Source organism: Lactobacillus sp. UCMA15818, from assembly GCF_030400225.1.
Lineage (GTDB): Bacteria > Bacillota > Bacilli > Lactobacillales > Lactobacillaceae > Liquorilactobacillus.
Genome location: NZ_VJYB01000002.1, coordinates 288,944 through 303,559 on the forward strand (window position 1 = coordinate 288,944; position 14,616 = coordinate 303,559).

Below are 14,616 nucleotides of genomic sequence, written 5' to 3' on the forward strand. Positions count from 1 at the left end.
TTTGAACATTTTATCACAAATGTGAGTAATTTAAAAAAGCGTTTACATATTTTAGAGGCGGTCTTAAGATATTGGTTGTAAAGGAATTAGAAAATTATTATGACTTCCAACAAGTCAAAAAACAGTTTTTTCACAAATGATAGAAGGAGGATTTAATATTATGGATTGGTTGAATTTGAAAGATAAAGTTTATATTGTAACTGGAGGATCATCTGGGATTGGGAAAGCAATAGTGAAAGAATTACTCAATGATGGAGCAAAAGTGGTGAATGCAGATTTAAAAAATATGGATTATGTGCATGATAATCTTCATTTTATAAAAACTGATGTGACATCTTTGGCACAGATAGAAAATACAGTTAAAGAAACACTGGATACTTTTAAAGATATCGATGGTGTCATTAATAACGCAGGAATAAATTTACCAAAACTCTTGGTGGATTTAGACGATCCTAAGGGAGAATATGAGTTAAATGAAGAGACATTCAATAAGATTTTTTCAATTAATGTAAAAAGTGTTTTACTCATGTCGCAAGCAGTCGCACGAGTACTAGCCAAGAAAAAAAGTGGAGTGATAATTAACATGTCCTCTGAAGCAAGCTTGGAAGGCTCCCAAGGGCAAGGTATTTATGCAGGAACAAAAGCGGCGATAAATGGGTTAAGCCGTTCATGGGCAAAGGAACTTGGAAAATACAATGTTCGAGTTGTTGGGGTCGCCCCAGGAATTATGGAGGCAACAGGTCTGCGCACTGAAGGTTATGAAAAAGCATTGGCATATACACGCGGAATTACTGTTGAAAAATTGAGAGAAGGCTATCAAAGTACAAGTACAACACCACTGGGTCGAAGTGGAAAATTGGGTGAAGTTGCAACCTTTGTAGCGTTCTTACTGTCTGACAAGGCAAGTTATATCACTGGTGTAACAGTCAACGTAGCCGGTGGAAAATCAAGAGGGTAGAAGGAGGAAGACCATGAAAGTTATTTTAATTGGTCATTATAATACAGCAATTAGTATGCAAAAAGCTGTTGAGATGATAGTTGGAGAAACTGAAGATTTTTATCCAATAACTTTTTTACCAAATGAAGGTTTAGATAGTTTGAAAGCTAAAATTGATGATTTATTGGAAAAGTTTGATAAGAATGAAGAAATTTTAGCAATTGCTGATCTCTATTCGGGTACACCATATAACGCAGTCGCAACAAGGTCTCTGGAAAACAAAATTACTGATGTTATTTCAGGGATGTCACTTCCAATATGTCTAGAAGTTGCAATGAATAAAAAGACAATGAGCGTAAAGGAGCTGGTAAATCTGATCTTACAAAATAGTAAAGACTACACAAAGGTATTGAGTAGGTCTTTAACGGAACAAGATGAGGAGGAATTCTAATGATAATAACATTGGCGAGGATAGATGATCGACTTATTCATGGACAAGTGACAACGGTATGGTCAAAAAAGTCAAAAGCTGACAGGATTATTATCGTTGATGCAGATGTGTATCAAGATGACATTCGTAAGACTTTATTAAAGCAAGCGTGTCCACCAGGGATGAAAGTCAATATTGTAAACGTCGCAAAAGCAATAGCAGTTTACAACAATCCTAAATATGCAGATGAAAAAGTATTCTATCTATTCACAAAACCGAGCGAAGTTTTGAACTTGGTCAAAGGAGGAGTTTCTTTAAATAATTTGAATATTGGTGGAATGCAGTTTAGAGAAGGGAAAACGCAAGTCACTAAATCTATTTCTGTTGATAGTGCAGATGTTGCGGCATTCAAAGAACTGGATAGTCTGGGTGTGCATTTAGATTTGCAGGTCGTTGAATCAGATCCGCATACAAATTTCATGGACAAAATTGCAGAAAAATTTAAGGAGTGATATTTATGTCTGTTATACAAATCATATTGGTCTTTATATGGTCATCTATTACGGGAGCAGGCAGTGTTTTGGATGAATTTCAAACACACAGACCCTTAATAGCTTGTAGTGTCATGGGAATTATTTTAGGTGATCCAGCAAAGGGCTTAATCCTAGGTGGGACACTTGAACTGATTGCATTAGGCTGGATGAATATCGGGGCAGCACAGTCCCCAGATTCAGCACTTGCCAGTACAATTGCTACTATTTTAGTAATTATCGGCGGGCAAGATATTCAAAAGGGGATTGCAATTGCATTGCCCGTAGCTGCCGCAGGTCAAGTATTAACTGTTTTTGCCAGAACAATTACCGTTATTTTTCAACATGCAGCCGTTAAGATGGCTGAAGAGGCAAAGTTTAATAAGATCATTGCACTGCATTTCTCTGCATTATTTGTTCAGGCTTTAAGGGTATCAATTCCAACCACTATAGTTGCAATATTTGTGAGCCCAGACATGGTAAAAACGATGTTGAATGCTTTACCGGCAGTTGTTACCGGCGGTTTGACCGTTGCGGGTGGCTTCATTGTGGTTGTAGGTTATGCAATGATTCTTAACATGATGAGTGTAAAATATCTGATGCCATTCTTCTATTTAGGTTTTGTTTTAGGAGGATACTTGAAGCTGAGTCTATTAGCATTTGGTGTTGTTGGGCTGGTATTTGCAATAATTTATGTCCAATTGAATCCAAAGTTTTCACTGCCAAATTTAAAAAACAATGCGAATGGAAGTAAGAATCTTAACCAAGAATCTGAATTAGCAGATGATGAGTTGGAGGACTAGGAAGGGGATGACTACGGTGAAAGATGAAAAAACAGACTTAACAAAAAAAGATATCATGCAAACGTTTATTTTTGAGAATTTTCAACAAGCATCTTTTAATTATGAGACAATTCATGGTCTGGCATTTTGTGTTGACATGATTCCAACAATCAGGAGAGTTTATAAGACAAAGGATGAACAGGTCAAGGCACTCAAGCGGCATTTAGTATTCTTCAATACAACACCAGCGGTATGCGGACCTATCGTTGGTGTGACAATGGCTTTAGAAAAAGGAAAAGCAAGTGGAGAAGATATTGACGAAAGTACGATTCAAAGTTTGAAAGTCGGGTTAATGGGACCATTAGCAGGTGTAGGAGATCCATTAATGTGGGGAACTTTACGACCTATTTTAGCAGCGTTGGGTGCGTCTTTAGCGCTATCGGGTTCGTGGTTTGGTCCATTAATCTTCTTCTTGGCATTTAATGGTGTCAGGCTTTCATTGAAGTGGTATGGCCTTCAAATTGGATTGAATCGTGGATTAGGGCTAGTAAAAGATATTTCAGGAAACTTGTTACCAAAATTAACTGAGGGTGCATCTGTTCTTGGCCTATTCATTATGGGAGTCTTGGTAAATAAATGGACGACTATCAATATTCCATTAGTAATTTCAAAAACGACAGTAGCTGGAAAAACAACGATCACAACATTGCAAAATATATTAGATGAACTCTGTCCTGGTTTGCCAGCGCTAGGATTAACAGTTTTAATGATGTATTTATTAAGAAAAAAGGTAAATCCAATTATTTTGATTTTTGCATTATTTGCAGTTGGAATTATTGGATACGGTTTTGGAATCTTAAAATGAATTTAGTTTAGGATGTGATTAACATGAATAGTAATTTTTTAGTTTTTATAGTTGGAATTCTTTTGACTTTAGCTGGTGTTTTAGCATATTTTAAGGAAAACAAAAATAAAAGAAATAATAATCATATGAAATATGTATATATCGTTGCAGGAATTCTAATTTTGATGACCTTATTGTGATTGGTGTTTATGTTCTAGTTATCATCCCAACTTATATAGATTTTATAAAATACATTTATTCATAACAAATAGAGGGCTGGCAAAACATAGTGACCCCCCAAAAAAACTTTTATAGTGTACCCTATAATCTGGACTATTATCTAAGTTATGGGGTATTTTATTACAATTAATTTTTAGAACAGTGGGTGTCTGATATATAATCATATGTGTAATAGAACACAATTTAAAAAAATGTTTTACACCACCTAATAGCTGTTCTAAAACCTTAATAATAAAATGTTTTTTGTAATTTGTGAAAACTATTGCTTAGAAAGTGAAAAGGTGCTATTATTCAAATGTAGAAAGCGTTTGCATTATAACTGTATTTGACTTCATAAGGAGGCATTTGATAATGAAACAACTTGAGAAGAGAGTAGAACCAAAGGCATGGGAAGGATTTAATGGTGGAAATTGGCAGTCAGAGACTGATATTCGTGATTTTATCCAGCAAAACTTTAAACAATACAATGGTGATGAGTCATTTCTTGAAGATGCAACACCTGCAACAAAGGCACTTAATGATCGTTTAGTTGCTTTAAAGCTTGAAGAACGTGCTGCTGGCGGGGTGCTTGATGCAGATACAAAGGTCGTTTCGACAATTACTTCGCATGGCCCAGGTTACCTTGATAAAAACCTTGAGAAAATTGTGGGACTCCAGACAGATAAACCGATGAAGAAAGCGTTGATGCCTTATGGTGGGATTCGTATGGCAAAAGATGCACTTGAGTCTTATGGCTTAAAGCTTGATCCAGAGATGGAACATTTCTTTACTGAATTATCAAAGACACATAATCAAGGTGTTTTTGATGCCTATACTCCAGATGTTAAGAGAGCACGTCACTACAAGATTGTAACTGGTCTTCCTGACGCATATGGTCGTGGCAGAATAGTTGGTGATTTTCCTAGAATTGCACTTTATGGAATTGATTACTTAGTTGCATCTAAACTAGATGACTTGGACAACTATGGTGATGGTGAAATGACAGATAGTGTCATCCAAATGAGAGAAGAAATCTCAGAACAGATTCGAGCACTCAACCAGATTAAGGATATGGCAGCATCATATGGCTACGATATTTCTGAACCTGCAACGACAGCTCAAGAGGCAATCCAGTGGCTTTATTTTGGTTATTTAGCGGCTATTAAACAACAAAATGGTGCAGCAATGTCAATCGGTAGAGTTGATACTTTCATTGATATTTTTGTTGAACGTGATATTGAACGCGGTATTTTGAATGAAAAAGAAGCACAGGAGTTAATTGACCAATTCACAATGAAGCTACGAATGGTTTCCTTTATTCGTACACCTGAATATAATTCATTATTCTCTGGTAACCCAATCTGGGCAACGTTATCATTAGCAGGGATGGGAATTGACGGGGAACATCATGTTACAAAGACGGCCTTTAGATTCCTCAATACTTTGAAGAACATGGGCGCTGCTCCTGAACCTAATATTACGTTGTTATGGTCACAAAAATTACCAGATACATTCAAACATTATTCAGCTGAAGTTTCAGTTGAGAGTTCAACCATTCAATATGAGAATGATGATTTAATGCGTAAACAATGGGGCACTGACTACTACGCAATTGCTTGTTGTGTATCAGCACAACCTGTGGCAAATGGAATTCAATATTTTGGAGCACGTGCAAACCTTGCTAAAACAGTTCTTTACACAATTAATGGTGGTAAAGATGAGATTGGTAAGGCACAGGTTGGGCCTGCCTACGAGCCAATTTCATCTGAATATATTGAATATGATGAATTTATGAAAAAATTTGATTCAATGCTTGATTGGTTAGCTGATGTTTATGTCAATGCATTAAATACAATTCATTACATGCATGATAAGTACTACTATGAATCAGCTCAACTTGCACTCAAAGATACAAATCTAGATCGGACTTTTGCAACTGGTATCTCTGGCTTATCTGTTGCAGCAGATTCAATCTCGGCAATCAAGTATGGTCATGTGAAAGTTATTCGTGATGAAGATGGAATTGCAGTTGATTTTAAAGCAGACAATGATTTTCCACGTTATGGCAATAATGACGATCGTGCTGATGAAATTGCAGTTTGGCTGGTTAAATCACTTTACACGAAGATGAATAAGCATCACCTATATCGTGGTTCAAAGTTGTCAACTTCTGTTTTGACAATCACATCAAATGTTGTTTATGGTAAGAATACAGGGACAACACCTGATGGACGTCAAAAGGGTGATCCGTTTGCTCCTGGTGCTAATCCAGCATATGGGGCAGAAGAAAGTGGAGCATTAGCTTCATTATTGTCAGTAGCTAAGCTTCCTTATCAATATGCAACAGATGGCATTTCAAATACCTTTGCTGTAACACCAACAACGTTAGGTCATGATGAAGAGCTGCAAAAAGATGCTTTAGTTAATATGATTAATGGATATATGAAGAACAACGGACATCATTTGAATATCAATGTCTTCAAACGTGAGACATTGCTTGATGCTCAAGCTCATCCTGAGGAGTATCCAACATTGACAATTCGTGTTTCTGGTTACTGTGTATACTTTGCAGATTTAACTAAAGAACAACAAGATGATGTTATTTCAAGAACTTTCCATCAAAGTATGTAATGCAAGTAGTGAAAGCTTTTAAATAGATAAATTCAGCACTTGAATGTGATGAGATCAAAGGATTGGGCGGGTGCGGTGCCACAATCCTTTTGTCTTTCTAGGCAGTAAGAGGAGGTAAGATAGATGGTACAAAGGCAAATGCATGAACGCAAAGTTCCAATGCGTGATGGTAAAATAATTGGGTATGTACACTCAACTGAAAGTTTTGGTGCAGTTGATGGACCAGGTATTCGCTTTGTTGTCTTTATGCAGGGATGTAATATGCGTTGTCAATTCTGCCATAATCCTGATACATGGCGTAAGAATGTTGGGGGTGAGATGACAACAGATGAAATCCTTAAGATGGCACTTCCATATCGACAATTTTGGGGTGAAAAGGGTGGAATTACACTTAGTGGCGGCGAAATAATGCTTCAGACAGAATTCGCTTTGGAACTATTTACTAAATGCAAGAAATTGGGTATTAACACTTGTCTAGATACGTGTGGACAACCATTTACTAGGCGCCAGCCATGGTTTGACAACTTCAATGAGTTAATGAAAGTTACGGATATCTTATTGATGGATATCAAGCATATCAATTCTGACGAACATCGTAAACTTACAGGATTTAGGAATGAGAATATCTTAGATATGTGTCAATACTTATCAGAGATTGATAAACCGGTTTGGATACGTCATGTTCTGATTCCTGAGAGAACCGATTATGATAATTATTTAGCACAGTTGGGCGATTATATTAAAACGCTACACAATGTTAAAAAAGTGGAGGTACTCCCATATCATACGATGGGGGTCCATAAGTACAAGGAGATGGGTATTAAGTATGACCTTGATGGTATTGAACCCCCAACACCAGAACGTGTAAAAAATGCTGAGAAGCTGTTGCATGTTGCAGATTATCAAGGATATTTGGAGTAAAAGTATAAGTTTGAGCCGATTTTAATGTAATTGTTTATGGTCAATCGAAAAAGATGTGAGTATGACATAAGCGAAGTACCTCCAAAACTTGGATATACAAATCAAGTTTTGGAGGTACTTTTTTGATATACAGTTATACCTACAATTTTAAGCTAAAAGTAGTTAAAGAATATTTAAATAGTGAAAATTCATTATGAAATATAAAATATCGAGGACTTTGTTATGAATAATTCAAGGTTAGACGGAGAATTTTTATTTTGTATGATTAGCAAAGAAAATATAATTTAGATAAAATAGTATTCGGTAAATTAATAGTAAGCATGAACTCATGCAAACGAATCATTATCATTATTCTTAACGCGAATATATTCAATCTGTTTAGCAATGTTATCTGCAAAATCTTCATTGACGATATTTGACAAGAATGCCAGTGACATGTCAATGCCAGCGGATACACCTGAAGAAGAATAAAGATGGTCATCAATGATCCAACGAGCATTTTTAATCCAATTAACTTGAGTATTAATGCTTTTTACCCAGTTAAAAGCTAATTTGTTTGAAGTTGCTTTTTTATGATTCATGAAATGCGTAGCCGCTAGTAAAGCAGAGCCTGTACAAACAGTTAGACAATATGTGGCTTCTACTGCCAATGATTCAAGATTTTTAAGAAAATCAGTATCAGTTACTAAGGTTCTTGTAGCTGGTCCACCTGGAATTAGTAATACACCTTTTTTATTGATGTCAGATACTGACTTAACATCTAAGCGGATTTGATTGTAACTCTTGATTTTTTGAGATTCATCAAGTGTAAATAAAGTTACCTGAAATCCATGTGCATGCAAGAATACTTCCATCGGTCCAAAAACATCAAGAGGTTCGAAGTTGTTGAAAAGTAAAATATTGATATCTATTGTGAGCACCTCCAAGTTAATATTGTTAGTGAAAAATAATTTGAGTGAAGAAGTATTAGGAAAAATTAAATTGAATATATGTATTTTAAAGCTAGCTTTATTAGAGTTTCGATGTAAAGCGCTCTTCAATAGTGGTTCATTCAAATTTTAACATAGAGTATTAATAAATCAATAAATATTAGTATTTCTCGACTTACATCTAAGTAAGATGAAGCAAAGGACATATTATATTGAGCTTTGAGGGCATGCCTGAAAAGCTAAATCATAAATTCTATTTTGATATAGTTTCATAACTGATTGATTTTTTACAAGAAATATTCTATAAATTAAAGTTGTTCATCTAGTTTTGAATTATTAAAAAACTATATTTGAAATTCTTTGAAAATGTTTGTAAAGAAAATATTTATGGGTAATTAGAGAAATAAAATAAGTTTTAGTGCAATAAATGTTATTTATATAACTTATTGGTCTACACCACTTTACATATAGCTAAGCAATGTTACAATTTCTTACATCTAATATAAGCAACTCACCTATGTATTTAGCTGAATATTTACTATTTCAGTAAAACGAGATACTATTAAAGTTGGTTTGCATAGATGATAGGCTAATCAGATAAAAAGGGGGAATTTTAAATGGGGACACCAAATATTATTTTAACTAGAATTGATAATCGTTTAGTACATGGGCAAGTCGGTGTTGTTTGGACTTCTTCAATTGGTGCCAACCTTTTGTTGGTAGCAAATGATGCTGCGGCAAAAAGTGAATTGCAGCAAGAATTAATGTCAGCAACAGCAGAAACTTCAGGTGTAGGTATTCGTTTTTGGTCATTGGAGAAAACAGCCACTACAATTGAAAAAGCTAGTCCAAGACAAAAAATCTTCTTGATTGTTAAAACTCCGCAAGATGCACTGAACTTAGTGCAAGGTGGGGTTCCAATTACCGATTTAAACGTTGGTAATATGCATTACAGTGAAGGTAAGGTACAGCTTACAAAGAAGGTTTATGTTGATCAGAATGACAAGGATTCATTTAGCAAGTTGGTTGATTTAGGGGTAAATGTTTATATTCAGGATGTTCCAGAGGAGAGAAAAATTGCAATTAAGGATGTGATTTAAATGGCAATTACTTTAACACAGGGGATATTGATAGCAATTTTTGCTATTATCGCCGGAATTGATTTTTGGTTAGAGGGTTTTTACATATTTAGACCTATGATCGTATGTACAGTTACAGGATTTCTGATAGGAGACCTGAAACTAGGTATAATTGCTGGAGGATTAACTGAACTTGCATTTGCGGGGTTAACTCCAGTTGGGGGGACTCAGCCGCCAAATCCTATCATGGCAGGAATAATGACAGTTGTTATCGCACATACTACAGGACACAGCCCAGCAACGGCAATTGGCTTGTCGTTGCCATTCAGTATTTTAATGCAATATATAATTTTACTTTGTTATTCAATTTTTTCTGTTTTTACGAAGAAGGCTGATGAGTATGTTGCAAAAGGAGAGTTTCGTAAATTTGGAATGATTGTGCTCTTGCCAACTGTATTAGTAGCATTAGCATATAGTGTCTTCTCATTCTTAAGTGTGTATGGAGCACAGGGATTAATGAAGACATTGGTTAACTCAATGCCCACTTGGTTAAGTCACGGATTTACAATTGCTGGGGGTATCTTGCCGGCCGTAGGTTTTGGTTTGTTGCTCAAGAGCATGTTGAAAGCAAAATATGTTCCATATCTATTATTAGGCTTTACTGCTGCATGCTTCATTAAATTCGGAAACTTAATGCCTGTTGCAATCATTGGTGCTTCTCTTGCTTGGATAGAATATGGCAGAGAGAAAAAAGAGCAAGATGTAAACAAGAAATTCAAGAACATGGAAAAGTCGCTTGAAGATGTTGGAGGTGAAGAAGATGGAATCTGAGAAGAAGGAAAGAAATAAACTCAGTAAAAGAGATATCACTAAACTGGGACTGTTATCATTATTTAACCAGTCAGGAATGAATTATCAGCGAATGCAAGCTGATGGTTGGACTTTTGCGATGATTCCATCATTAAAGAAAGTATACGGTGCGGATAAAAAAGGACTCATTGAAGCGGTAAAAGCTAATTTACAGTTCATAAATACTAATAATTATGCTGCTCCTTTGTTGATGGGACTTGAAGCTTCACTGGAAGAAAATGGTGAAGAACGCTCAACAATTGATGGTTTACGTGTGGCCTTGTTTGGTCCAATTGCTGGAATTGGTGATGCGATTACTTGGTATACGATTTTACCAATTGTTGCTGGTGTAACGGCTTCTTTTGCAAAACAAGGCAGTATTCTTGGCCCATTAGTCTTTTTCATAGTATATGTTGCGATGTTTTTGGCAAGAATTCCAATCGCTCATTTAGGTTATTCAGCGGGTACTAAGGCTATCTCCAAGATACATGAGAATTCCGCGATTGTTGCACATGCTGCCAGTGTTCTCGGATGTACGGTTATTGGAGGCTTGATTGCAACTTATGTTCAAATTGATGTAGTTACCAAGATACAGGTAACATCCTCCCACTCAATTTCGATACAAAAGGAATTCTTCGATAATATTTTTCCAAATATTCTTCCATTAGCCTATACATTTTTACTATATTGGCTGTTGAAAAAGAAGAATGTTAATCCTGTTACATTGATAATTTTAACATTTTTCTTAGCAATTCTATTTTCATGGATGGGAGTTCTTTAAAGATGCAAATTATTGTAACAGGACATGGTAATTTTGGAACTGGAATTGAATCAACAGTTAAGTTGCTTGCAGGTTCAATTCCTAATGTTAGGTATGTTGATTTTTCTGCTGATATGAATGAAGAAAAACTTGCTGCTCAATTTGAAGAATTTCTGAAAAAAGATTCTAAAGCAGTTTTCTTCTGTGATTTAATTGGTGGTACCCCGTATAAACAAGCAGTATATAAGAAAGAAAAATATGAAGTTGCGGTCGTTGCAGGATGTAATGTGGGGTCATTGTTGGAAGTCGGGTTGCAAACCGATTTAACCCAAGCCAGTGATGTACATGAGATTGCACAGAATTTAATTGTGGCTGCAAGAACTGGAATTCAGGAATTTGGTGTCAGAGAGACTCAAACGTTGGATGAAGCTGATGAGGATGGCATTTAGAAGTAGCAAAGTGCATTGTTTTGCATAATACAAGATTTAAATATAAGGACTGAGTCAAAAGTTATCTTCGGCTCAGTCCTTTGGTCTAATTATTTGTAGACAAACATAAGACGAAAATAATTCTCCATAAAAATATTTAATTTAAAATTGACTTTTTATTGTAAGTACCCCGAATTTTGTTTATTATTAATATAGAAATTAAATATGAAGCGTATGGATTATCAGACTACAGCGAATAATATTTAACGATTAATAATGGAGGGGAACTAATGTATGAAGACAAAACAAGAGAACATTTTTTCTTCAAAGACGCTCAGCTATTTTCTGCAGTTAGCTGAAACAATGAGCTATACACAAGCTGCGCAGATTTTAGGAATTACTCAACCTGCATTAACGCAACAAATAAAAAAGCTAGAAAGAACAGTTGGAGCACCATTATTTTATTCCGTTGGTAAAAAACTGCACTTGTCAGATGCAGGGTATACAATGTTAGATGCGACCCATCAAATTTATGAAACATTGAACCGTGCAGCTGATGAGATTCAGCAATCAACCAGTGCTGTTCAGGGGGATATCAGTGTCGGAATTCTAGCTTCAGTGGAAGATCATGTTTTTACTCAATTCGCAATTGAATATTATAAGCAGCATAGTGATGTAAAAATTATTTATCATATGTTGACTCGCAAAGAGATTTGGGAACTTCTTGAGAGTAATAGTATTGATCTAGCAGTAATGTATCTGCCGGATGATAGTATTAAGAATTGGAAACCTTATGAATCGAAGAAGATTATCGAAGAAAATTTAATTTTTTTGCATAGTGAAAACGAGTTTTCAAAGAAACGGCATATCAAATTACACGATACATTGAATCGTGATTGGGTTACATACCCTCCAAAGTATTATCTGAATGGGACGCTACTTGAGACATATAAGAATGCATTGGTTGATAAACCGCACAGTGTTGCTCATTTTGCAACTCCAGAACAAATCTTTGAGTTTGCACAAGCAACAGGTGTTAACACAGCGTTACCGACATCATTTGTGATTTCGCATCAAAATGAAAATGAGAAGAAATTAAGTGAGGCTCATTTTGATCCAGAAATTACTTTTGATTTATCGTTTGTTTTTCGCAAGGACAAAGATCAAATTCCACGAATTGCGAGTTTTCTAGCAAGTTTTGATGATTTTTTGAGCCAAAAAAATTATATTTCACGCTTGACAGAAATAAGCAATCAAGGTTAAATCAGATTAGAGAATTAAATTAAGTAAGAATGGAGATTTTTTTGATGAAAGAACTTGTTTTTGGCCACAAAAGTCCAGATACAGATGCAATCGTTGCTGCTAAAGCTTTTGCATACCTGCAAAATCAACTTGACTCAGATATAGATGCAGAAGCTGTTGCATTGGGAACACCTAATGAAGAAACAAAATTTGTGTTAGCACATTTTGCTACAGAGGCACCACGCGTGGTAACAGAGGCTAGCAAAGAAGTTGATGCTGTAATGCTTGTTGACCATAATGAGGCCCAACAAAGTATTGCCGATATTAAAGATGTAACAGTCACACATGTTGTTGACCATCATCGCATTGCTAACTTTGAAACAGCTGCTCCACTATATTATTATGCTGAATCAGTTGGCTGCACAAGCACAATTATTTTAAAGTTATTCAAGCAAAATAATGTGAAAATACCTGCCAAATTAGCTGGGTTGATGCTGTCTGCGATTATTTCAGATACCTTATTATTCAAGTCACCTACAACTACACCAGCTGATGAAGCAGCAGTTAAGGAATTGGCTAAGATTGCGGATGTTGATTATGAGACATATGGTCTAGAAATGCTAAAGGCGGGGACTAACCTAGGCAGTAAGTCTGAGAAAGAATTAATCGATGCAGATGCTAAGTCATTTGAAATGGGCGGTAAGACTGTTCGCATCGACCAAATAAATACTGTTGATCTGACCGAAGTTTTTGCACGCGAAGCTGCTTTGCGTAGTGCAATTGAGGAAGAAAGCAAAGCCGAAGGATATGATTTGTTCTTACTGATGGTTACAAATATCCTCAACAGCGATACACGTTTACTCGTTGTCGGTGAACCAAAGGATGTTGTTGAAAATGCTTTTGCCGTTAAGTTGGTAGATGACAAGGTAGATCTTCCAGGTGTTGTTTCACGTAAGAAACAAGTTGTGCCTCCACTGGAAAAAGCATTTTAATTAATTGTTAAAGTCTAATAAATTAAATGCAAGGATAATTGTGATGATTATTTTTGCTTTTTTTATATTAAAAAAATTTAATTGTGAAGGAGTTGTGTTAAATGATTGATTCTTCGTTTACCCACGAGATTATTAAACCAACCAATCCTTTGTCAGTCTGGATATACTTACATAATGAAAAAAATGTGACTTATATTGCTCCACATTGGCACCAGGGCATTGAAGTATCATACACTGTTTTTGGAATAGTGGACGATTTTGTTATAAATCAAACGCATTTTAAAACGAGTGGCGGTAAAATATTAGTTATTAATTCGCAAGAGGTACACAGTGTTTATGCAAGAAAAGGGAGTGAAAGTGAAGCAATCTCAATTATTTTTCCATACTCATTTGTTAACAGACTATATCCGTGGATTGAGAATCAGTTTATTGATATTAACAATACAGAGAGATTTAATTCAATTAAAAGTGAAGCTTATATTAAATTACAAACCAGTTTGTTTAAAATGTATCAAATAATGAAAAGTGATGATGGCTATAAAAATTTAAAATTAGAGGCAATTAGTATTGAAATTTTGCAGCCGCTTGTCCAATACTTTACTAAATCAAAGAGTGAATACAATAAAATGTATGGTACAAAAGATTTTGTTGTAAATAGAATTCAAATAATCACAAAATTTGTTAATGAAAATTACTATAAAAAAATAAGCCTAGATGATATTGTGTCTAAGGTTAATGTATCAAAGGAGTACTTAACAAAATTTTTTAAGAAATATATGAACTTGACAGTAGGACAATATATTACAAATGTTAGGGTTCAAAAAGCTTATTATGATATTCTCGGAAAGACAGGAAATTTAACGCAAATTGCAAGTAAAAATGGTTTTTCAACAACTAGAGCAATGAACAAAGCATTTGTACGGATATATGGAAAGGATGCACACATGATTTATAAAGAGGATAATAAATGACAATTATTAAGACTAGATAGAGCTATCTGAAAGCATAATTATATTTTAAAATGAAAGCGCAACCAAAAAAGG

General features: G+C 35.2%; 16 protein-coding genes. 15 read left to right on the forward strand and 1 reads right to left on the reverse strand.

What is annotated here, in order from left to right:
* Positions 1 to 160: 160 nt before the first annotated feature.
* The 8 genes from FFX44_RS04400 (at position 161) to pflA (ending at position 7,294) form a co-directional block, all read left to right on the forward strand.
* Positions 161 to 958, forward strand: a complete 798-nt coding sequence (locus FFX44_RS04400; protein WP_289978286.1) for an SDR family oxidoreductase — start codon at positions 161 to 163, stop codon at positions 956 to 958.
* Between the two features lie 13 nt (positions 959 to 971).
* Entirely contained in the window at positions 972 to 1,388 is a 417-nt protein-coding gene (locus FFX44_RS04405) for a PTS sugar transporter subunit IIA (protein WP_289978287.1), read from the forward strand.
* Positions 1,388 to 1,879, forward strand: a complete 492-nt coding sequence (locus FFX44_RS04410) for a mannose/fructose/sorbose PTS transporter subunit IIB (protein ID WP_289978289.1) — start codon at positions 1,388 to 1,390, stop codon at positions 1,877 to 1,879. The genes FFX44_RS04405 and FFX44_RS04410 overlap by 1 nt, the downstream gene beginning before the upstream one ends.
* On the forward strand, positions 1,879 to 2,700 hold the full coding sequence (locus FFX44_RS04415) for a PTS mannose/fructose/sorbose transporter subunit IIC (RefSeq protein WP_354669248.1): 822 nt from the start codon (positions 1,879 to 1,881) through the stop codon (positions 2,698 to 2,700). The genes FFX44_RS04410 and FFX44_RS04415 overlap by 1 nt, the downstream gene beginning before the upstream one ends.
* Before the next feature lie 7 nt (positions 2,701 to 2,707).
* Positions 2,708 to 3,544: a mannose/fructose/sorbose PTS transporter subunit IID gene (locus FFX44_RS04420; RefSeq protein WP_289978296.1), complete on the forward strand. Its 837-nt coding sequence runs from the start codon at positions 2,708 to 2,710 to the stop codon at positions 3,542 to 3,544.
* A gap of 23 nt (positions 3,545 to 3,567) precedes the next feature.
* Positions 3,568 to 3,723, forward strand: coding sequence for a hypothetical protein (locus tag FFX44_RS04425; protein WP_289978299.1), 156 nt, complete (start codon positions 3,568 to 3,570; stop codon positions 3,721 to 3,723).
* Between the two features lie 391 nt (positions 3,724 to 4,114).
* Positions 4,115 to 6,373 (forward strand): formate C-acetyltransferase, encoded by a 2,259-nt coding sequence (pflB, locus tag FFX44_RS04430; protein WP_289978300.1) that lies wholly within the window; start codon positions 4,115 to 4,117, stop codon positions 6,371 to 6,373.
* A 123-nt stretch (positions 6,374 to 6,496) separates the two neighbouring features.
* Positions 6,497 to 7,294 (forward strand): pyruvate formate-lyase-activating protein, encoded by a 798-nt coding sequence (gene pflA / locus FFX44_RS04435; protein WP_289978301.1) that lies wholly within the window; start codon positions 6,497 to 6,499, stop codon positions 7,292 to 7,294.
* 326 nt (positions 7,295 to 7,620) lie between these two features.
* Here the strand turns inward: pflA and FFX44_RS04440 are convergent, their stop codons facing one another.
* Complete coding sequence (locus FFX44_RS04440) at positions 7,621 to 8,214, reverse strand: DJ-1/PfpI family protein (RefSeq protein ID WP_289978302.1); 594 nt, start codon at positions 8,212 to 8,214, stop codon at positions 7,621 to 7,623.
* A gap of 626 nt (positions 8,215 to 8,840) precedes the next feature.
* On the opposite strand from FFX44_RS04440, the gene agaB reads away from it, so the two are divergent.
* The 7 genes from agaB to FFX44_RS04475 all read left to right on the forward strand — a co-directional run bounded on the left by agaB (position 8,841) and on the right by FFX44_RS04475 (position 14,544).
* Positions 8,841 to 9,323 carry a PTS galactosamine transporter subunit IIB gene (agaB, locus tag FFX44_RS04445; RefSeq protein ID WP_289978304.1) on the forward strand — a complete coding sequence of 161 codons (483 nt, stop codon included), beginning with the start codon at positions 8,841 to 8,843 and terminating at the stop codon, positions 9,321 to 9,323.
* Positions 9,324 to 10,133 (forward strand): PTS galactosamine transporter subunit IIC, encoded by an 810-nt coding sequence (agaC, locus tag FFX44_RS04450; RefSeq protein ID WP_289978307.1) that lies wholly within the window; start codon positions 9,324 to 9,326, stop codon positions 10,131 to 10,133. It abuts the gene before it with no gap.
* On the forward strand, positions 10,123 to 10,932 hold the full coding sequence (agaD, locus tag FFX44_RS04455; RefSeq protein ID WP_289978310.1) for a PTS galactosamine transporter subunit IID: 810 nt from the start codon (positions 10,123 to 10,125) through the stop codon (positions 10,930 to 10,932). The genes agaC and agaD overlap by 11 nt, the downstream gene beginning before the upstream one ends.
* 2 nt (positions 10,933 to 10,934) lie before the next feature.
* Positions 10,935 to 11,360 (forward strand): multidrug transporter, encoded by a 426-nt coding sequence (locus FFX44_RS04460; RefSeq protein WP_289978314.1) that lies wholly within the window; start codon positions 10,935 to 10,937, stop codon positions 11,358 to 11,360.
* Between the two features lie 273 nt (positions 11,361 to 11,633).
* A complete protein-coding gene (locus FFX44_RS04465; protein WP_289978317.1) occupies positions 11,634 to 12,602 on the forward strand; it encodes a LysR family transcriptional regulator in 969 nt (322 codons plus the stop codon).
* 44 nt (positions 12,603 to 12,646) lie between these two features.
* Positions 12,647 to 13,573: a manganese-dependent inorganic pyrophosphatase gene (locus tag FFX44_RS04470; RefSeq protein ID WP_289978318.1), complete on the forward strand. Its 927-nt coding sequence runs from the start codon at positions 12,647 to 12,649 to the stop codon at positions 13,571 to 13,573.
* 101 nt (positions 13,574 to 13,674) lie between these two features.
* Positions 13,675 to 14,544, forward strand: a complete 870-nt coding sequence (locus FFX44_RS04475; RefSeq protein ID WP_289978319.1) for an AraC family transcriptional regulator — start codon at positions 13,675 to 13,677, stop codon at positions 14,542 to 14,544.
* Positions 14,545 to 14,616 lie beyond the last annotated feature (72 nt).